Below are 21,150 nucleotides of genomic sequence, written 5' to 3' on the forward strand. Positions count from 1 at the left end.
CAGCGGCAAGCGGAGCCGCGACCGAATTATCGGCCGCCAAGGCGGGTTATCGGCCTGCGCCCATGTTCAGCTTTCGGTTTCGGCCACGGAATCGGCCCTCGAATCGCTCTCGGCGACGATGCGGTTCACCGCATTCAGGATCGCCAGGATCGTCGATTCGACCGTATCGGTGCTGACCCCGACCCCGCGATACAGCCGACCCTTGTACTCGACTTCCAGCCGCACTTCGCCCTGGGCGTCACGGCCCAGGGTGGCGCTGCGAACGCGGTAATCCTTGCAGACGGTTTCGATCTTGGTGATTCGCTCCACGGCCCAGAAGACGGCGTCGATCGGACCGTCGCCGTCATCGGCCGATTCGGTGAACTCCTGTTCGCCATTGGAGAGCGTGACCGTGACGCTGGGTTTGCGATTGCGACCGCTGGTCACTTCGAAATCACTCAGCGTCCACTGCGGCTCGACCGCGTCGCTGATCTCACGACCGATCAGGGCCACGATGTCGCCGTCGTAGATTTCCTTTTTCCGGTCGGCCAGTTTCTTGAATTCGGCGAACACACCCTGCAGCTGCTCGCCGGTCAATTGAAAGCCCAACTCACGGGCTCGGTCGGCCAGCGCCGCGCGGCCGCTGTGCTTGCCCAGCACCAGGTCGGTTTTGGTAAAGCCGACGTCCTCGGGCGACATGATCTCGTAGGTGCTGCGTTCCTTCAGCATCCCGTCCTGGTGGATGCCCGATTCGTGGGCAAAGGCGTTGCGACCGACGATGGCCTTGTTGCGCTGGACCGCGATGCCCGTGGTCGTACTGACCAACTGGCTGGTGGGCAGCAGACGCCGGGTATCGATCCGCGTGTTGACGTCAAAGAAATCGCTCCGCGTCCGCATCGCCATCACGACCTCTTCCAAAGCCGCGTTGCCAGCCCGTTCGCCGATCCCATTGATCGTGCATTCGATCTGACCGGCGCCGGCTTGCACCGCCGCCAGCGAATTCGCCACGGCCATGCCCAGATCGTCGTGGCAGTGCGTACTGATCACCGCCTTGTCGATATTGGGCACCCGCTCGCGAAGCATGCGAATGCGATCAAAAACTTCGCTGGGCGTGGCATAGCCGACCGTATCCGGGATGTTGACCGTGGTCGCTCCGGCATCGATGGCCGCCTCGACCACCTGGCACAGAAAATCGTGCTCGGTGCGACAGGCGTCCTCCGGCGAAAACTCCACGTCGTCACAGTACTGCGCCGCCCGCTGCACACCGGCGACCGCCCGCTGGATGATTTCCTCGGGCGTCATTCGCAGTTTGAACTCGCGGTGGATCGCACTGGTGGCCAGGAACACGTGGATCCGCGACTGCGGCGCGTGCTTGAGGGCTTCCCAGGCACGGTCGATGTCCTTGTCGTTGCAGCGAGCCAATCCGCAGACGGTCACGCCGCGAATGGTTTGGGAAATCTGCTTGACGGCCTCGAAGTCGCCGGGCGAAGCGATCGGAAAACCGGCTTCGATAATGTCCACACCCAGATCCGCCAGGGCCTGCGCGACTTCCAGTTTTTCGGCCAGGTTCATGCTCGCGCCCGGCGATTGCTCGCCGTCGCGCAGCGTGGTGTCGAAAATACGGATGTGGCGACCGGATGGATCGGATGACATGCGAGTGCTCCTCTGGCAACGCTGGTAAAACAAAAAACCCCGAAGCTCGCCGGGTGCGAGCTTCGGGGTTCCTGAAACTGATTTGATTCGATTGGTTCGCCTGCCGGCTGTCCAAACCCCTAGCACTCACCTCCAACGAGGTTCTGTCGTAGCAGTGGTAGGATTGGTAGCAGTTGGGCGTTCATGGCTAGTAGCCTACGAACCACCGCCGCAGAAGTCAAGCGTCAAGTGGGCCGGCGGCGGCGAACCCTAGGCCTGTATGCCGCCCAAAACCATTCCCAGAACCCAGAAAAGCAAGACGATGACGTTTAACACCAACGACACAATTCCCAGCACGAACCCGACCTGAGCCAGCGTGCGGTGTTCCTGTCCTACGCCCGATTGATCGATCAACGCCTTGGCTTTGTTACCGCGATAGATCGCAAACGGAGCCAAGATGATCCCGCAGCAAATGAAGCTGACGATCGCGACGACCAACGACGTGATCGCCTGGCTCTTGATCTCCCTTTCCAGTTGCGGATTTTGCGGCATCCCGCCGGTCGGCGTCGCTTGATAGGGATTGTCAGCACTCATAGGATTGCCTCATCGTGGAAAAGATAATCAACGGCGGCCGTCGCCGCCGAAGGTGCTGCCCCAGACGAGAAAACTTCTCGGGTGTTAGCGTATCGCACCCACCGAGCGCAAACAAGCAAAAACAAGGAACCGGACCGTTTGGAAACCCTGACCGCCTATCACGAATCCGGGCACGCGCTGATGGCGTCTCTGCTCGGCGGCCGCGTGCAGTCGGTCACGATCGAACCCGACGACGACGACGGGCCGCGGCGGCATGGCGATACCCGCATCCTCTGGCCGCTGCCGCGCAAGCGCCGAACTCATGCCCGGCACGAGATCTTGGTCCTACTGGCCGGCCCGGTCGCCGAAATGATCTACCGTGGCGAACCGTTACATCCGGGATTCGTGCCGCAATGGGCCGACGATTGGCAGCGGGCCTGGACGTTGGCCGAACAGATCCACTCGGCCCACGTACGGCGACTGCGACAGCTGGAACAGCTGACCGCCCAGTTGCACCGGAGCATGAGCGACGATCGCTGCTGGGCGGCGCTAGCGGCATTGGCCGACGAACTGCTCGCCCATGAGACGCTCGACGAGGAAATGGTCACCGACGTGCTGAGCGTGTGGCTGGAACTCCCGTAGCGGAAGTCGCCAGCGTTAGAAAAGAAAAAAACCGTTTGCTCCACTCACCCCTGAAGTCAGCAGATCTGAAATCTCCTGACTCCGGCGGAATCTATGGATGAAGAGATCTATGCATGAAGAGAATCGTTTTCTCCCCTCTCCCCCGCGGCGCCGCGAGCGTCAGCGAGTGAAGCAGTGGTGGGAGAGGGGCCGGGGGTGAGGGGGCTCGGGTGCAACGGAATGACGGCTTGCGTACGTCGCCCAACCCGCGCACCGTATCGAGACACCGCACTGGTGGTGCTGCTCTGCTGGTCCCCCTCACCCCCAACCCCTCTCCCCCGAAGCCTGGCTCGCTTAGGCTCGCTAGGCTTCGGGGGAGAGGGGAGAAAACATTCGTTCCTAAATCGCGGAGCGATTGATTGTGGTAGCCCCAAAGCGCGAGCCCGGGGAAACGTAAACACCACGAACAAAAGTCCTGGAAGGGCGACAGGAAGTCTGGCACCGGAATTCGTGTCGTCCCTCTGGGACTGGCGCGCGGGTGTGGGGGCGGCACCCCGGGCTCGCGCCCGGGGCTACCACATGTCGCCACTCCGTGGCTGCTGCGTCCGAGCTTCGCACCCCTTACATAGAATCTGTTAGAGTCAGCAAATCTCAAATCTCAAATCGCCGAGCACGAGCACGAGCACGAGCACGAGCACGAGCACGAAATCGCCACTCGCCACTCGCCACTCGCCACTCGCCACTCGCCACTCGCCACTCGCTACCAACAACCAAACTCTGGCGAGTTCGGCTACGGGTTTTCTCTAAACCATTCCCTGTCGCCTTCGCAGCAGCCACTCGGCGACCAGGGCGGTGAACAACGCCAGGGCGACCAGCGGATGATTCCACAGCGGACGCGGCGGCAGCGGCATTACCTTGGTCGGTTCCAATCGCGGCAAGGCCGCCTCCAATCGGTCGCCGAGCTCTTCGTCGCCGTGCAAAAAGGTGCCACCGGTCCGATTGGCGAGTTGCTGCATCGCCCCGTGGTCGCTGTGCAAACGATCCTCCTCGCCCGGTGGCGAAGTGACGCGCCAGGTCGCCGTCGGCGGCATCTGCTCGGCGTCCAGGGGCGACATCAATACGGCGCGGTAACGTCCCTCGGCCAGGCCGTCCAGCGCTCCGCGGTAGTCGCCATCGCGGCTCCGGGGCAAGTCGATGTTACGGACCACCCCATCGCCGCTGACTTCGACTTCCACCGCACCCGGGTTGCCCGGCACGCGAGCTCGCAGCGGGATGGTTTGGCCCACGGTGAACCCCTCGCCCTCGGCGACCAGCTCCCAGACCTGTTCGGCCGCCCGGCGTTTGCCCCTGGCCAATTCGCGCAGCGCCTGCAGCCAGTACCGCTCGTACATCCGCCCGCTGCCGTCGAAGGGCTGCAGGCGATACATCTCGTCGGTCAATTGCAAACGCACCTGCCCGGCTCCGGCCAACTGGGTCACGACCACGGGCCGTGGCGGGGTGGTGTCGGTTTCCAGCAGCGATCGAGCTTGCGGTTGCAGGGCACCGACCGGCCAGACGGCGGTCAAGTGGGGCAGCGGTTGCGGACTGCTCGGGCCGCCAGCGTCTTCGCCCAGACGCAGCGATACGTCTTGCCGGCCCAGCGGCGTGCGGCGCAAAGGTACCGGATCGGCCAGAAATGGATCCGCCGCGGGGGCGGCCAAGCGGGCGGGCAAAAGCGGTTCCAGGGGCGTGCCACGCAGCTCGCCGGGCAGATGCCAGGGGCCGGCGACGACGACCAGCCCCACGCCGCGGTCACGCACCGCGCCGGCCAGCTGCGTTAGAAACACATCGCCCAGCAGGCCCACGGCCGCGTCGCTCAGTACCACCGCGTCAAACGTCGCCAGCGTTTCGCTTCCCACCGGGGGAAGCAACGTCGCCGTCTCGTCTTGCCGGGCGTACTCCGGATCGCCGCTTTGCAGCACCGCCGTCAGCTCCACCAACGGCCGCTCACCCTGTTGTCCACGGACGCGTTCCAACAGGTGTTTCAGATAGCGGAATTCATAACTCGGCCGATCCTGCACCAACAACACTTTCAGCGGTTCGTCGCGGTACTGGATCGCCACGGTGCGGCGATTATTGTCGACATCGCTTTCCGGATCGCCCGCCTCGTCCCGCAAGGTTTCCACGCGAACGGTCAACTCCGCGATGCGTGGGGCGTCGGCGACCGTCGCCAGCGTCACCGGCACGGCTCCGCCGCCGGCGGGCGCCGTCACGGCTTTCGAATCGACCGCCTCGCCGCTGGCCTGATCGACCAGGTCGACCTGCACTCGGCGAGGCTGCTGCAGCCCTTCGACACGCACCAACGCTTGCAGTTCCACGCGGTCACCCACCAAGGCCCAGCGGTCGAACAAGACATCCTCGACGCGAGCATCCAGCTGCCGCACGTCGCTGCCCAGAGCGACGGCGACGACCGGAATGCCTTCGGCCGCAGCCGCCTGAGCTGCGCCGGAAAGCGATGGTCCGTCGTTGACGATGCCATCGCTGAGCAATACGACGGCCGCCGTACGACGGCCGCGCTGAGCAGTGACCAGCTGCGACAGAACCGACCCGATGGGGCTGTGCGGATACTCGGCGACCGCGGCGAGTTCGTCGGCCGACGCCTCAGCACCGCTCAGCGCCCGCAGTTGCAATGAGTAGTGTTCACGCCACGTTTGCAAACGATCGTCGGTGCGAAGGATCTGAAGGGCGCGTTCATACCGCGAGCGTTCCACGCTGGATTCCGCAGCGTCCGAAGCCGGAGCATCCGGACTGGCAGCCTGCATGCTGGCCGAGTCATCGACCAGCACGATCAGGTCGGCGTGCTGTAATCGGTAACGTCGCTGGACCGGTCCGCCCAGCATCGCCAGCACGACCAACAGGACGAAGCCACGCAGCAACCACAACGGTAACGTCCGCCGCCACGACCGTGTCGAGTGCCAGCGGTAGGTGCCCCACGCCAACCCCACGGCCGTGATCGCCAGCATAGCCATCACCCACAATGGCAGCGGCCACCGAAATAGCCATTCGCTCATGCTTGCCACCGCAGTGCGAAACGACTGATCAACGATTCAGCGACCAAACACGCCAGGGCCGCGGTCAACAAAGCGCGAAACCAACCGCCACGTGTTTCTTCGGCAGCGCCGTCGACCGCCGGCTGCGACGGTGCGGCTGCGTTATCAACCTCCAATCGGCTCAGGTCCGCCGCGGCCACACGCTCTAGATGGCCCTCGCGTGGGTCCACATTCACCGCGACCTGCTGCGAGGGATGCTCCGGCCACTGGAGCGTGTAGACACCGGGCTGTAAAACCGGCGAAGACGTCCAGGCCTGCAGCTCGGCTCCGCCGGCACGGGCGTCGGCGGCCGATGCAGGTTCGGCAAACAACCGTGGCACGCTGGTCACCTGCTCTGGTGCAAGCACGCGCGCCGGCAAGGGGCGACCGGCAAACAAGTCGGAAGCAAATCGCTGGCCGACGAGCAAACTGGGTGTGGAGCGCCGGGGGGCGGTGGCCCAGGCCGCGATCTCCTGCACCAAGGGCACCAGACTCGGCCAGGCCACCAGGGCGTTCCAGGGCCCCTCTGCGACATCAGAACCATTCGAATCGTCGAGCTGCGGCGAGGTCGGAGCCGAGGTGATCGCGACGGTTCGCTGCTGCGAGCGTTGCCAGGTGAGCACCCAGGGCGCGGCGTCGCTGCCTAGGGCTAACGCCGTTTGACGGCCGGTCATGTTCGGTTCGGGATCCAAGGCGTCGATACGCCAGAAGCGAAAGACCGGCGTCGACAGCAGACCCGACTGAGGATAGGGCGCAAAAGACGCAGCGATTGAGTGTTGGTAGCCCAGCGGGTCCACGGGATACCAAGCGGCCGGGGCGGCTTCGCGCAACCGAAACGGCACGACCGAAGGATCGTGCTGGTAGCCATCGGGTTCGGCCGCCGGCCCCAACCACCACACCACGGCCGCGCCCCGCCGGGCGATCGAGGCAATCGCTTCGGCCGCCCCCGGCGAGATGCGTGCGACGTCGCACAGCATCAACAGGTCGATCGGCTGTGCGTCCAGTTGCGGCAGGTCGGCGGCGGATCGCTGCGAGACGTCGTAGGCCGATTCGCTGCCGGCCGACAGAGCCGTGGCCAAAAACCGCGTGGCTTCGGGACGTCCAACGCAGACCGCACGCAAGGGCCGCGGCGGCTGGCGGACCAGGTACCGCCGGTTATCCACGCCCAGCACATCCTCAGACAATTCGGCTCGTACCACCGTGGTCTCCACCGCCGGCAACAGCGGGATCTCGGTCCGCGCCGTGCCCTGCTGGTTCCATTCCAACCGGCCGGAGTAAACGGTTTGCTGGTCGACATGGACTTCCAACGTCGTCGGCGAGGCACTCGCGGCGGCCCGCGCGGCCACGCCCACGCGGTCGTCGGCAAGCGCCTCCAGCTCCGCCAGTGTGCGATTCGACTCGCCCGCAGCTTCCCCGGCGGTAACGTCGACAATGTCCACCTGCTGGACCTGCTCCAGCAGCGACTGCCAGGAGCCTCGTGCAGAGACAGCTCGAGCTGAGTCGTTATCGGCAGAACCAGCACGCGTCGCGCCGTCGACGATCGGTTGCCAGGTGCGACGCTGGGCGTCGGTAAAGAATGTGACGGCGAGCGGCGCGTCGTCTTCGATCGCCGTGCACCAGCGATCGAGCAGTGCCAGGGTGTCCGCCGCGGGGGCACCGGCAAAGCTGCACCGGAGCCCTTCCAGTTCGGCGATGACTGCGTCGCGATCGGCCGTCCGTTGCGAAACCACAGCCTGCGGCGGGTCCTGCATCAACAACACCAAGAACTGCGTTCCCGGCGGCGCGTCGCGACAGGCTTGCACGGATCGTTGTACGGCGACGTCAAAGCGAGAACGGCCGCCACCTTGATCGGTCCGCATCGAATAGGACGCATCCAGCACGAACACCTGCGTGCGGTCCACCGCTGCGGTCGCCGGCATCGCCGACCGCAACACCGGGTTGGCCAGCGCCGCGGCCAACAACAACACGGCGGCGACGCGAGCCAACAGCAACAACCACTGCCACAGCTGGACGCGGCGCGTCCGCCGCCGGACGACGGCTTGCAGCAACATCATCGCCGGCCAGGAGACCGTCTGGCGGCGACGGCGAAGCAGCAGATGCAAGGCGATGGGAACCGCGATCACTGCCCCCCACCACAGCATCGCTCCGCTGACAAACGGCCCGAAAGCGAACAAACAGAACGGATCAAACTGCGAGCTCACGCGGCACCTACCCGTAGAACCGGTGGAGTGCGGCGGCCAGCGTCTTGCCCAACGGCTCGGCGGTGGACATCGACAAATAATGCGCGCCGCTGTGGCGACTGAGCCGTTCCAGTTGCTGCTCCGATTCGACCAGCGCCTGCCGATAGAGTTCGCGATAGGCGTCGGCCTGCAGCTCGACCGCGGGTTCACCTTCCAGTCCTTCGAAACGCGTCATACCGCCCAGCGGAAACGAGCGTTCCTCTTCATGCAGGACGCGCACCAGCAACACATCGTGGCCGGCGGCGCGGACCAAGCGGACGGCGCTGTCCAGCCGCTCGGCCTCGTCCCAAAAGTCGCTGACCAACACCACGATGCCCTCGCGCTGCAGCCGTGGAAGCGCATCGGCCACCCGTTCGCTGATAGCTTGATCGCCGGCGGGTTGGCTCTGCGCGAGCGCCTGGGCCAGGGCTTGCAGTTGCGGTTGGCCGCCGCCCAGGGGCACATCTGGGCCGTGGCCACCGAGGATCGTCAACGAGCATTGATCCTGGGTTTCCAGCGTGACAAAGCCGATCGACGCCGTCACACGTGCGGCATACAGGAATTTTTCTGCGCTGGATCCTGGGCGAGTGTCCGGCGAGGCGACGCCGTCGAAATCCATGCTGGCCGTGGCATCGAGCAACAGATGGCAGACCAGTGTGGTTTCGTCTTCGCGGTTTCGCAGGAAGTAGCGATCGGTGCGGCCGTAGATTTTCCAGTCGACACTGCGCAGGTCGTCGCCCGGGGTGTAGGGACGATGCTCGGCGAACTCGACGCTGTGACCGTGCCGGCTGCTGCGGTGCAGCCCCGCCAGGGTCCCGCCGTCGTACAGCTGCGACCGCCGCAGTCCCACGCCGGCCAGTTCAGCCAACGTGGGCGGATCGAAATACCTTTTCCAAGCCGGATCCATCGGTTTCCTTTGTCTCGCAGTGGTCGAGGGCTTCGATCATTTCGTCGATCAACGCGTCGGCGGAAAGGTTCTCGGCGCGGGCCGCGAAACTCAACCGAATCCGATGCCTGAGCACGGGTTTGGCGACCGCCCGAATGTCCTCGCGCTCGACCATCGGACGGCCGTGCAGGGCGGCTCGAGCTTTCGCGCCCAACACCAGGTACTGGCTGCCCCGCGGCCCCGCACCCCACTGCACAAAGCGCCGCACCCGGTCCACCACCTCGGCCAACCGTCGCGGCAGGTCCGGCGAGGCGGAACCGGCACCGGCGCTCGCGTCTGACGAACCACCACTCGTCTCACCACCGAACAGACTTTCCGGACGCGACAACCGCGCCAGCCGCGTGGCATAACGAGCCACGGGCGGGGCCACGGCGATCCGCCGGACGCACTGCACGAATCGCTCCAGATCTTCCGCCGAGAGCGCCGGTTCGATCGGCGGGTCGCTCTGCCCGGTGGTTCGCAGCACCACGTCCAGCTCCTCGTCCTCGCTCATGTAACCGATCCGAATGTCGAACATGAACCGGTCCAGTTGCGCTTCCGGCAGCGGGTAGGTGCCTTCCTGTTCGATCGGGTTCTGAGTGGCCAGTACGAAGAACGGATCGGGCAACGCATGACGCTGGCCGGCCGCGGTCACCTGCCGTTCCTGCATCGCTTCGAGCAAGGCCGCCTGAGTCTTGGGCGGGGTGCGGTTGATCTCGTCGGCCAGCACGATGTTGGCGAAGACCGGGCCTTGAATGAAACGAAACTGTCGCTCGCCCGTCGCCCGGTCTTCCTGAATCACCTCCGTACCGGTGATGTCCGAGGGCATCAGGTCGGGCGTGAACTGAATGCGGCTGAACTGCAACTGCAATACCTGAGCCAGGCTCTGCACCAACAGCGTCTTGGCCAATCCCGGCACGCCCACCAACAGACAGTGGCCACCGGAGAACAACGCGATCAACACCTGCTCCAGAACCGCTTGCTGGCCCACGATGCGGCGTTGCAATTGAGCGACGATCCGTTCCCGCGCCTCGGCCAGTTGGTCCAGCGTCCGGGCGTCGTCCGACGAGGAAGAGTTGTCTGCATTCATAGATGTCAGTGTGGTCGACCGCTCAGGGCGTGACAACCAGCGCTCAGGGCGTGACAACCAGCGGCGCTGGTTGGCGGCGGTGGCGGTCACCGCACAGGATGTCCGCGATGGTGCTCACATCGGAAAGGTCGTCGAACAAGTGATCGGGCTGGCACGCGGCCATTTCGTCTCGCGAGTGTTGTCCGGTACAGCAGGCCAGCACCCGCGCGCCCATCGCCCGAGCACAGCGGACGTCGCGAGGCGTATCGCCGATCACCCACAGGTCAAGTTCGATGCCTTCGAAGCTGGCCGCCAAGCGGGCGGCCGCAGCGCGCGCCATCTGATCACGCTGCTGACAGTCATCGCCGGTAAACAGGTGGGGTCCGTCGAAGTAGCCGTCCCACAGACCGAAGTGCTGAAGTTTCAAACGCGCGGCCGAAGCCAAGTTGCCCGTCATACAGCTCAGATGGATCCCCGGAACCTGTTGCAAACGGCCCAACAGCGAGACCACGCCCGGCAGGACCACGCCCGAACACTGCTCGAGCCAGTGAGGCAGAATCTGCAGGTAATGGTCGATCAATCGGCGGAGATTCTCGGCGGTGGCAGGCAAGCGGTTTTGCAACAAGGCCTGCGTGAAGATATAGCCGTCGGTCTGTCCGCTGAAATTAATTTCACAGCGTGGCTCGGGCACCTCGAACGCTCCCTGTAGCGCTGCCAACAGCGCCCTCCGCCCAGCGCCTGCGGCATGGATCAGCGTCCCATCAATATCAAACAACAAAATGCGCATCACAAGAATTTTTAAACAGTGGCATAGGCTTCCAGCCTGTGAAAGTAGCACGGCTGTTCCAGCCGTATCCGACCCCGCTTCTCGGCTGGGACAGCCGAGCGACTATGTGGCATAGGCTTCCAGCCTGTGAAAGTAGCACGGCTGTTCCAGCCGTATCCGACCCCGCTTCTCGGCTGGGACAGCCGAGCGACTATGTGGCATAGGCTTCCAGCGGACAACGCCTACAACCCCCTGCCACTCGACGTTTCGATCGCCGCCAAATAGCGCGAACCGACGTTAATCAAACCCTCCGGGGTCGACGCCAGGTTACCAGCTTCCAAGCCCAGCGGCTCGAGCGCCACGCGTCCTAGGATACTTGGCACGGCCGGCGCCGTGGGCTCTCGGACATTCTGAGCACCGGGCAAGTCCACCGCTGGCGAGGGTTTGGTCAACGCGCCATCGATCGCCAGAATACCGTCGCTGGACGGCCAGTAGACAAGGCCGCCGGCCAGAGCCGCTTGGCCTCGCCCCACCGGTAGACTCTGTCCGCCGCCAAGCTGCGAGGTACCGGCGGCGGGAAAGGTCGCGGCCAGAGTTCCATGCTGTTGCTCGAACCAGTACAGTCGACGTCCGGCCAGCAGCCAATGACCGTCGACCACGCCCAGCACCTGAAAAACATCGTCACCCACCCCGGCTTCGCTGGCCCAGGACAAGCGACCGTCCGCCGCGTCCAGACCAACCACTCGGTCGACGTCGATACCAGCAACGACCACTTGCCCCTGGTGAACCGTTAAGCCCGTCGCGAACTTCTCCGCCGAAGGTCGTGGCCGCGGGTATGGGGAATCGTCCAGTTCGGCCGTCGCGTGACGAACCAGCCAAGTCAAGCGGCCATCGCTCAGATCCACGGCGGCCGTGACGCCGTCGACATGACAGACCAGACGCTGGCCATCGAGAGCCACGGCCACGTCGCGAGTTCGAGCGATCTGACGACGGACCGGAGCGATGGCCAGCGGCGGACTGTCCCAGAGCGTTTGTCCGGTGGAGATGTCGACGCATCGCAGATGGGTCGATACGGCCGCCTCATCGATCCGCTCGATGGCAACCACCATCCGCCCCTCGCTCAGCAGCGGCACGCTGGCGAAACGGCTGTCCGGATTGGCGACCAGCGGATACCCGGTTTGCAGTCGCGCTTCCTGCTCTAGGTCCAGCACCACCAGTTGGCTGGGCGTTGCCTGGGGACCGGCCGCGTTGCCGGGCACCATGGGGCTGCCGAAACGCGCCGCCAGCCAGCGTCCCTCGGCGGCTGCACTCCACCGCGGTATCGTCTCCACCGCCCGCACGGCCGGCCAGAAATCGCGATCCGGTGCGTAGGCGACGAACACAGGGTGCGAGCCGATCCCCGCCGGCCAGGGCTCCCCATCGTCCAGGGCGACCGCGTACAGCTCGCGGCCGGTATTCAGAAATACCTTGCCGCCGGCGACCAGCGGCAGGATGGGCGAAGGCAACGCCAGCTCGCCCGGCGGCGATGCGGGCGGCCGAATTTGCGCCGGCGGCAGTTCGCCGGCGGGCGTCGCTCGCACCCACCGCGGCCAGCTCGGGTTCGCCCGCGGCCGGCGCTGTGGCGGTTCGGCTCGCCGCCAAGATTGCGTCTGTTGCTCGAGCCACTGCAGGCGGTCCGCCACGGTGCCCCGGCGTCCCGCCAGCTCGACCGTTTGGTCGCCAAACCGCTCGGTCACCCACGCGGACCAACGTTCGGCCTGCTGTGCATCGCCCGCCAGCAGCAAGGCGTACACCATTCGCGCCCCTACCGCGCCGCCCGGAATCTGCGAACCGCGAAACGTGCCCACGGGCAACGACTGCGCGCCACCAGCGGCGGCCGCAAACGAACCGATACGCCGGAGCACCGCGATCGCACGGTGGGGTTGCCCTTGCTGCAGGGCGCGGTCGGCGATCGCCAGCAAAGCCTCATCGCCGTGACTGCTGGCCAGATAGCGATGCAGCCACGGCGTCCATTCGGGGCGGTCGGCCTCGCGAACTCGCTGCAACTGCGTTTCGGCGGTTTGATCGTATCGGCTGCGAAACGTCCGCAAGACTTGGGGATGCTCTGCCGCGGCCGCCAGCAAGCGATCTTGCACGACCCGCGGCAGGGGCAGAAAGCTCTGGGCCAACGTATCTTTGGGACCGGTGACAGCCACCAAGCGGCCGTCGGCTTGATCGATAACGCGGACGGCCAGATCGACTGCCGCCTCGGCCTGATCCGTAAGAATAAATTGGTCCAATTGCCGCAGGTTCAGCCGCTGGGCCGGCGTGATCTCGTACACCCGAGCGTCGTTATCGGCACCGCGAGCGGTCGCGCCGACTGCCAAGGCCCCGAGCAAGCACAGCGACAAACGGGCCAACGACAAACGGGCCAACGACAAACGGGCCAGCGCCCGACAGAAAGCGCAGTAGGAAGGAGCGTTCATCAGCCGATTGCGAACAGCGAAACCGGAAGCGAGTCAGAGGAAGCGTTTATTGTACCCCAGAGGAACCGCAAGAACTGAGCCGCAGGCGCTAGCCCAATGCCACTTCCTTTGTAGCGGAACGGCGCGAGCCGTCCGGTTTTGCGGTGCGAATCTTCACACACCGGGCGGCTTGCGCCGCTCCGCTAACGCTTCAAGACGCTAAGCACGTCGGCATGAATCTTTCGGTGAAACCCCGCGACAACACCCTCCCGCGCAGCGGGAGGGTCGGGCTCTTAGGCCCGAGGACGGCCCTACGAAAACCCTCTCCGGGCCTAAGAGCCCGACTCTCCCAGAGGGAGAGTAAAGCCGAATCAAATGTTGCGACGTGCTTAGCGCGTTCGGCTCAGGAGAACGTCACACGTAGATCTGATACAGCATCAGATACACGATCACGCCGGTGACCGAAACGTACAACCAGATCGGATAGGCCCAGCGGACCAGTCGCCGGTGGGCGGCGCGGCGGTCTTTCAATCCCAACACGGCGGCCCAGATCGCCAGCACCGGGACGGTGATCGCCAACGGGATATGCGTCATCAAGACGATCAGGTACACGAAAAACGCGCCTCGCGAAGCCACCTCGGGGTCCCGCGGAAACGATTTATTTGCCTGACCGGTCGTTTCCAGCAGCGCGAACTTGTGCAGCACGTACAGCCCCAGAAACGCGGTGCTCATCGCCAGCGCCGTGAGCATCAGGTTGCGGTGCGCGGTGATGTTACCGCGTTTGACCTGCCACAGGGCGAGCAGCAGCAGGACCGTGGCCGTGGCGTTCAGCGACGCCGTGGCGTGCGGCAAATTTTCGGCTAACCACTGCATGCTCAGGCCGCGTCCCCGCCCTGCTCGCCGGCTTCTACCGTCGCGTCTTGTTGTTGCTCGAGCATCGCGGCGATGTCTTTCTTCAAACGGCGAAAGGATCGCGGTTCGTTCCAGTGATACAAACCATCGATCTCGCCCTCGGCGTCCACCAAAATAAATCGTTCGGTGTGCTGCAGATTCGAGGACACCTGAAACACCTCCGCGCCCACTCGCTGGACATAGATCGGATCATCGGCCGTCAGAAACAGCCACTGCTCGGGGTCGGCACCAAACCGTGCGGCGTACTCCCGCAGCTTTTCGGGCGTGTCGTTTTCCGGGTCGACGCTGATCGACAGGAACTTGACGTCCTGGCCGTCGAACGCCTCCTGCAACTCACCCAGTTTCTGGTTCTGCGTCACGCAAATGCTCGGACACAGCGTGAAGAAAAAGCTGACCACATAGGGCTGGCCCTTCAGCGACTCGCTGCTGACCGTGCTGCCGTCCCGCTCGGTGAATTCGAAGGACTGCAACCAATCGTCGCCCGGTTCCAACTGGGGCTTCGGCGGCGGCTCCAAGCGTGTCGGCCGATCGGGATCGATAAAATCCTCGCCCGCGGGGACCTCGAGCGGTCCCTCGTCCACACCAGCGGTCTCGACGGGCCCGCGCAGACCACGGATTGCAAAGCCGATCCCGAGACCGACCAACAAAATAATGACGATGTGAATCGCAGTACGCATCAGGCCACCAAATCCGCTTTCTTGCTGCCTCGCATCAAAACCCAAGCGATGCCCAACATCGCTGCCATAAATAGTACGCTGACCGTCCAGTTGATTTGCGACGAGGGTGCGAAACCTTGAGCGGCGAATTCAACCGACGGATACAGCAGATGCCGCATCTCGGTCAAACCGTACGTCAACGGATTGGCTCGCATCACCCAGCCCAGTGCGGCCTGGCCCCAACCCAGCGGAGCCTCGGCTGTGCCGACGGGCACCGGAAAGAAGGCGCCACTGAGCAACCACATGGGCATCAGCCCGAGCATCATGATTGCGTGAAACCCTTGGGTGCTGTCCATCGGCCAGGCCACGATCATGCCCAGCCCACACATCGCCAACGCCAACACCGCCAGCAGCAGCATCAGCGGCAGCACCGAAGCGGTCAGCGGCGCGGTCCCGAAGGCGTAGACCAGGGCCAGAAAGATCGCCGCCTGGGCCCACGCGATGGCTCCGCCGCCGACGACTTTGCCGATCAGCACCGGCCAGCGTCCCACCGGCGCGACCAGGACCGCCTGCATGAATCCCTCACGGCGGTCCTCGATCACGGAGATAGTCGCAAAGATAGCCGTGAACAGGACGATCAGGGCCACCGTGCCGGGCAGGAAGAACTGCAGAAAGTCCTGTCCGCCGGCCGCTTCGAACGAACCGCGCAGTCCGGTCCCGAAGAGCAACCAGAACAGCAGCGGCTGGACGATCGCGGCGACCACGCGGTTTTTCTGCCGGAAGAAACGCACCCACTCGCGGCGGGCCAGCATCCAAGCGGCCGCCCAGCCGCTGGGACGATACGTCGCGAGAGCCTCCGCGGGGGCCGTCCGATCTTGGGATGGCGGCGTGGCGGCGGTCGAAACGGGTTCAGGGGGAGTCGTGGTCGCCATCGTGTATTGTCGTTATTCCTGCGAACTCGAAGGGGCCCAGAAGCGGTGCCCGGTCTTTGCGATAAATACGTCTTCCAGGCCCGGTCGTCCCACGGTAATCGAACGGGCCGCGGTGCCCAACAACTCGGCCAACTGCGGCACCAAGGCGGCCGGGTTGTCGCTGTGGATGCGCAGCTGGTTTTGCATCCGCTGGCACTCAACGCCCAACTGCTGGCTGATCCGCCGCTGGAGCCCCTCATCGGGATCGCAGACGACCGTCACCAGGCCTTCGCCCAGTTCCGCCTGCAGGGCATCGGGAGCCCCTTCGGCGATGACGCGTCCCTCGTGCAGGATCGCCAAGCGATCGGCCTTCTCGGCCTCTTCCAGCAAATGCGTGGTCAACAGAATGGTCATGCCTTCGCCGGCCATCGAACGCAGCACTTCCCACAGGTCCAAGCGAGCACCCGGGTCGAGTCCCGTGCTGGGTTCGTCCAACAACAACACGCGCGGCCGATGCAGCATGCCCTTGGCCAGTTCGACCCGCCGCTTGAGGCCGCCGGACAGCCGCTCGCAGAATTCACCGCGGCGGTCCAGCAATCCCAATTGCCCGAGCACCTCGTCGCGTCGCTGCCGAAGCGTCGCGCCGGACAATCCATACAGCGCCGCCTGACAGCCGACGTTCTCGTCGACCGTCAGTTTCTTGTCCAAACTGGGCGACTGGAACACGATCCCGATCCGCCGGCGAACGTCCAAGGGGTCCGACACCTCGGCCCCGGCCACCGTGATCCGGCCGGACTGCAGGGGCATCAGCGTCGAAATCAATCGGAACAGCGTGGTCTTGCCGCTGCCGTTGGGTCCCAGCAAGGCGTAGATCTGGCCGCTGGCGACGTTCAGGTCCACGCCATCGAGTGCCGTGTGATCGCCATAGCGATGGCGAACACCGCTGACCTGAATCGCGGCACCGGTCGCATCGACCGCGGCGGCGTCATGAGGAAGGCTTTCCGTCGTGGGGTTCACAGCGAAATCATCGGTAGGAGGGAAAGGAATTCATTCGGCCGGCTCGGGGTTGCAGGCTCCGCCGTCGGGCCCGGTCCGGCGAGCGGTCGAGACGCTCGCCCAAGCGCGGGCCGCGCTTTCGGCAATCTCTCAACCCATCAAGGCGGCGAGCACCAGGACCACCATGGCCAGTGGCAACTGAATCAGCGAAGCGCGCATCATCCGCCGCGCCGCGGCATCGGTCCGCTGGCGAGCAAACCGGCAAGCGTCGCGGACCAAACCATAGGAGACCGCCAGCATCAATGCGGCCAGCACCAGGGCCGTCGCTCCGCTGCTGAGCGATGCGACCAAGGCCAGCAAAACGCCGACCAACGCCACGGCTCCGACCACCGACTGGGCGGCGGCACTGCGGCCGCTGGGTTCGACAACCGGAGTCATCATAAATCCCGCTTCGCCGTACTCCCGCCGGTACATCCAGGCGATGGCCATAAAGTGCGGGTACTGCCAGGCCACCAACACGGCGACCAACAACCAACCTTCGAGCGCTGCGGCGCTGCCGCCGGCGGCCGTGTAACCGATCATCATCGGCAACGCTCCGGACACCGCGCCGACGGTGGTGTTCCAGGAGGTGCGAGTCTTCATCGGCGTATAGATCACCACGTAGGTCAACCAGGTGGCCACGCCGAACAGGGCCGGCACCACGCCCACGGTCGCCGCCAACAGCCACGTCCCGGCGATGCCCAGGATCGCGCAGTACAGCCCTGCCGCCGCCGTGGTCACGCGTCCGGCGGGCAGCGGACGATTTCGCGTGCGACGCATGTTGCGGTCGATCCGCCGCTCCCAAATCTGATTCATCACTCCCGCACTGGCGCCCACCAGTCCGGTGCCCAGCAACGTGTACAGCAGCACCAGGCCGGTCAACTCGCGACCGGCTGCGGCCACGGCGGCCACGGCCGCGGTCACCAAAACCATGACCACGATCCGCGGCTTGGTCAGAGCCAGGTAGTCGCGACGGAGCTGCAGCGCACGCGTGAGCTCGCGCTCGGTCACGGGGCGATCCACCAGGCCAGCCCGTTCGGCCGGTTCGGCCGGTTCGGCCGGTTCGGCGGCGCTGTCGGCCCCCGGCGAAGCGTCCGCACGGGCATCGTCCCCGGGGCCCGCCTGAGCGGAGGTTGCCTGGGCCGGCGGCGGCGTCGTTTTGTTCACAGCACGCGTCACGCGGGCCGGGGATGGCGGAGCAGCCAAGCTCATCGTTCCAGAGGTCTCATGGGTGCGAGGGAAGTGCCAGAAATTGCTGTGCGGGCCGTCGCGGTGCGGGCCAGATGCCGCAAGCGGACGCACCGCGTGGCCAGCAGAACCGCCATGGCCAGGATCAACGAACCGGTCGCGACGTGGCCGCAGACGATGAACGATCCCCAAAACGACTTGGCATGCACCAAGTATCGGGCCGTGTAGCCGAAGTTCTGAAACATGGGGAAGCCATAATTGACCACCCACGTCGACAAGCCCAGCAAAATCTGTATCGACACCAATCCTAGCAGCAGCATGGCCGGTTGCGACAGCGTCATTTCGCCGCACTTGCGGATTCGCACCCAGAAAACGACGCAGACCGCCCAAATCACGAAAGCTAGCAAGACGTGAGCGGCCACGGTGTGCGTGAATTGCTGCGGCGGGGCGGCCATGCTGACGTGCCGCAACTGGGCACCGAGCACCAACTGGACGTAGGCCATCAGGATCAGCGCAAAGGCGGTGACGGTCACGCCCCGTGTGGCTCCGCGCGGATCGGTCGAAACCACGGCGGCCGCATCGCCCGAACCGGACTCGTCGCCTCCGCCGGCGGCTTCCGCTGGCTTGCTCGCCCGCCGACGGACCAGCTTCACCGGCTTCTGGCGGCCGGTCCACCACCACCGCCCGGTGGCCACAGCCAGAACGGTAAAGGCGGCGAAGACGATCGGAGCGGTACAGCCGTGAACCATGGCCAGCACGCGATCACTCAGCACCACACGCATGCCGCCCAGCACACCCTGGACGATCACCAGGACCAACCCGGCGACCGCCAGCGTTTGAACCCAGCGCCGGCGTTCGCTGTAAAAGGCCACCACGACCACGGCGATGGCGACCACGCCCACCAACATCCCCAGCAGGCGATGCCCGTGTTCGATAAACAAATCAAACGGCCCGGACAGCCACGTCGACACCGGGTACAGCAACAGGTTGTCGCCATAGGTATTGGGCCAGTCCGGGACGCTCATCCCGGCATCGGTGGTCGTTACCAGCGACCCCACCCAGACCAGCGGCCACAGCAAACCCAACAGGGCCAGGGTCCAGCGGAATAGCCACGGCCGATAAACGAACGGTGGCGTAACCGACGTCGACGATTCGTGCTGTTTCACCGCGTGCGCCTCGCTGCCAATCGCTCGCCCAAAATCCCACCTGCCACGCTTCCCGCAGCGCCGAAGATGGCTCCAGGAATCATGCCGCCAAATCCCAACGACCACATCAGGATCAATCCCAACACCAATCCCGACAAGGCAAATACTCTTCGATACCCCTGCTCTCCCATCATCAACCTCCCGTCGCCGGAGTGATCGGCGGCAGCTCCGGCCCCAGCACGTCCTCGGCTCGCACGGCTCCCACATCGGCATCGGACAGGGACAGCACGTAATTGACCAAGTCCCAGACCTGATCCGGCGTCAGCCCCGCGCCGCTGGGCTGGTCGACCAGCGGGACCGCGGGCATCGGCGTTCCGTCGATCCCGTTGACGATCCGCAGGTACAACAGGTCCGGGTCACTGCCGCCGCGAAACGCTCCCAGCTGCAGATTTCGCGGGCGCGCCTGCCGCGGCCGCAGGGCTCCGGCCCGGCGAAACGGCTCGGTCGCTTCGTCGTCGTCGGGCGTGATCCCAATTCGCGTGGTCCAGTCCTTGGTCCAGTCGTCGAAGTCCAGCGTGGTGGCTTCGCCGTTGCCGGCCGGTCCGTGACACCCCACGCAATTGGCGATATTGCCGTGGAACAGCGTTTCGCCTCGCTCGATGGACGCCGCGTGCCGCTCGGCCGCCGCCGCTTTGACGGTTCGTCCCACGTACGCGGGCACCGGCGGAACCGGCGTTTCTTGCCGACTCGCTTGCCGCCAGGGCTGGACGATGTCGGCCAACAGACCGTCGATCACCTGCAACTGCTCGGCAAACAACTCGGCGTCCTGCTGTTCCGCTTCGGCTGCGAACAACCGCTCTTCGGCCGCCAACTGGTCCGATCCGTAATCGTATTCGGTGGCCGCCAGCGCGAACAACTCGCGCTGCAGCTGGCCGCGGACGGACAAATAAATCACGTAATCGATCAAGGCTTCGCGATCTTCCTCCGGAACCGAAGCGGCAAAGGTCGGCATCGCCGTACCGGGTTCACCGGCGACGATCGTCCGCATCAAATCATCCCGGGTGGGTCGCTGGCCGCGGGGCGTGGATTTGAACTTAAACACGCCCATCCGGAAGTCGCGCGGATAGGGTTTCTGCATCCCCGCGGCGGGACCTCGGCCGTTGCCCTCCAGGCCATGGCAAACCGCACAGTGTTCGCGATACAGACCAAAGTGTTTGCCGTCTTCGGTGCTGTACACCGGCCCGGCGGCCCGCACCAGGTTGTCGGCATCGACCAGCGGCCGCAGCGGCTGCGGGACGCGCGGTTCATCGGGCGTGCCGAACAGATACGCGAGCGCGTCTTCGATATCCGCCTGAGCCTGATCGAGCGGTTGGCCGCTCTGGTGTTCCCACTTCAGTCGCTGGACATCGTCGCCGGCAAAACGAGGGGGCGTCGAGTCGCAACCGGACAGGACAAGACCGAGGGCGGCGACCAGCAGCAGCGCAGCGGGGATAGGCACGCGAGCACGAGAGAACGGCTGAACAGATAGGGTTACCATGCCATCCATCATGGCGGACGAGCCGCAAAGTTGGGAACCCATAATCACGGCAAAGCCCAGGACGAATCGTCGCACGGTTCCCGCCCACGCTTCCCGTCCATCAGCCGCAGGGCGCTAGCCCACGGTTCCCGTCCATCAGCCGCAGGGTGCTAGCCCAATGCCATCTACTTTCACCATCGCTTGCGATTGAAGCGTTAGCGGAGCGGCGCAAGCCGCCCGGTGTGTGAAGGTTCGCACCGCAAAACCGGACGGCTCGCGCCGTTCCGCTACAAAGGAAGTGGCATTGGGCGCTAGCCCACGGTTCCCGCCCATCAGCCGCAGGGCGATCGCCCAAACGGCCCAGGTGACTGCGGCGTTCAATGGCCAACGCGGCGCAAGGATGTCCAAACACTAACTTTCACTAACCAACCACTAATAGGGTTTCCGACGGCTCGTCCGGATTAGTGCGGCATTAGTGTTCCGCATGCGCT

General features: G+C 64.9%; 16 protein-coding genes. 1 reads left to right on the forward strand and 15 read right to left on the reverse strand.

The window, feature by feature from the left end; translation table 11 throughout:
* Nucleotides 1–66: 66 nt before the first annotated feature.
* Together GE027_RS03695 and GE027_RS03700 are read right to left on the reverse strand one after the other, a co-directional pair.
* Complete coding sequence (locus GE027_RS03695; protein ID WP_153555834.1) at nt 67–1,632, reverse strand: 2-isopropylmalate synthase; 1,566 nt, start codon at nt 1,630–1,632, stop codon at nt 67–69.
* 249 nt (nt 1,633–1,881) lie between these two features.
* Nucleotides 1,882–2,205 (reverse strand): DUF4190 domain-containing protein, encoded by a 324-nt coding sequence (locus GE027_RS03700; protein WP_153555835.1) that lies wholly within the window; start codon nt 2,203–2,205, stop codon nt 1,882–1,884.
* Between the two features lie 138 nt (nt 2,206–2,343).
* Here GE027_RS03700 and GE027_RS03705 point away from each other — a divergent pair, with 138 nt between their 5' ends.
* Entirely contained in the window at nt 2,344–2,826 is a 483-nt protein-coding gene (locus GE027_RS03705) for a M50 family metallopeptidase (RefSeq protein WP_153555836.1), read from the forward strand.
* Nucleotides 2,827–3,608: 782 nt separating this feature from the next.
* Here GE027_RS03705 and GE027_RS03710 read toward each other — a convergent pair.
* From GE027_RS03710 to GE027_RS03770, 13 genes are all read right to left on the reverse strand, one after another.
* Complete coding sequence (locus tag GE027_RS03710; RefSeq protein WP_153555837.1) at nt 3,609–5,855, reverse strand: vWA domain-containing protein; 2,247 nt, start codon at nt 5,853–5,855, stop codon at nt 3,609–3,611.
* On the reverse strand, nt 5,852–8,074 hold the full coding sequence (locus GE027_RS03715; RefSeq protein WP_153555838.1) for a vWA domain-containing protein: 2,223 nt from the start codon (nt 8,072–8,074) through the stop codon (nt 5,852–5,854). Before GE027_RS03715 ends, GE027_RS03710 begins: the two co-directional genes overlap by 4 nt.
* Before the next feature lie 7 nt (nt 8,075–8,081).
* A complete protein-coding gene (locus GE027_RS03720; RefSeq protein WP_153555839.1) occupies nt 8,082–8,999 on the reverse strand; it encodes a DUF58 domain-containing protein in 918 nt (305 codons plus the stop codon).
* Nucleotides 8,953–10,107: an AAA family ATPase gene (locus tag GE027_RS03725; protein ID WP_153555840.1), complete on the reverse strand. Its 1,155-nt coding sequence runs from the start codon at nt 10,105–10,107 to the stop codon at nt 8,953–8,955. Before GE027_RS03725 ends, GE027_RS03720 begins: the two co-directional genes overlap by 47 nt.
* A 43-nt stretch (nt 10,108–10,150) precedes the next feature.
* Nucleotides 10,151–10,873 (reverse strand): HAD family hydrolase, encoded by a 723-nt coding sequence (locus GE027_RS03730; RefSeq protein ID WP_153555841.1) that lies wholly within the window; start codon nt 10,871–10,873, stop codon nt 10,151–10,153.
* Between the two features lie 221 nt (nt 10,874–11,094).
* Nucleotides 11,095–13,317, reverse strand: a complete 2,223-nt coding sequence (locus GE027_RS03735) for an outer membrane protein assembly factor BamB family protein (RefSeq protein WP_153555842.1) — start codon at nt 13,315–13,317, stop codon at nt 11,095–11,097.
* A gap of 393 nt (nt 13,318–13,710) precedes the next feature.
* Nucleotides 13,711–14,169, reverse strand: coding sequence for a DUF420 domain-containing protein (locus GE027_RS03740; RefSeq protein WP_153555843.1), 459 nt, complete (start codon nt 14,167–14,169; stop codon nt 13,711–13,713).
* Between the two features lie 2 nt (nt 14,170–14,171).
* On the reverse strand, nt 14,172–14,885 hold the full coding sequence (locus GE027_RS03745) for an SCO family protein (RefSeq protein ID WP_153555844.1): 714 nt from the start codon (nt 14,883–14,885) through the stop codon (nt 14,172–14,174).
* Nucleotides 14,885–15,796, reverse strand: a complete 912-nt coding sequence (locus tag GE027_RS03750) for an ABC transporter permease (protein WP_153555845.1) — start codon at nt 15,794–15,796, stop codon at nt 14,885–14,887. Before GE027_RS03750 ends, GE027_RS03745 begins: the two co-directional genes overlap by 1 nt.
* A gap of 12 nt (nt 15,797–15,808) precedes the next feature.
* The gene (locus GE027_RS03755) at nt 15,809–16,792 is read right to left on the reverse strand and encodes an ABC transporter ATP-binding protein (protein WP_153555846.1); all 984 of its coding nucleotides are present in this window, start codon (nt 16,790–16,792) and stop codon (nt 15,809–15,811) included.
* Nucleotides 16,793–16,921: 129 nt separating this feature from the next.
* Complete coding sequence (cyoE, locus tag GE027_RS03760; protein ID WP_162006559.1) at nt 16,922–18,016, reverse strand: heme o synthase; 1,095 nt, start codon at nt 18,014–18,016, stop codon at nt 16,922–16,924.
* A 2-nt stretch (nt 18,017–18,018) separates the two neighbouring features.
* On the reverse strand, nt 18,019–19,164 hold the full coding sequence (locus GE027_RS03765) for a COX15/CtaA family protein (RefSeq protein WP_237607243.1): 1,146 nt from the start codon (nt 19,162–19,164) through the stop codon (nt 18,019–18,021).
* A 172-nt stretch (nt 19,165–19,336) separates the two neighbouring features.
* Complete coding sequence (locus GE027_RS03770; protein WP_237607244.1) at nt 19,337–20,641, reverse strand: c-type cytochrome; 1,305 nt, start codon at nt 20,639–20,641, stop codon at nt 19,337–19,339.
* Nucleotides 20,642–21,150: the final 509 nt, after the last annotated feature.

The organism is Roseimaritima sediminicola (assembly GCF_009618275.1).
Taxonomy (GTDB): Bacteria; Planctomycetota; Planctomycetia; order Pirellulales; family Pirellulaceae; genus Roseimaritima; species Roseimaritima sediminicola.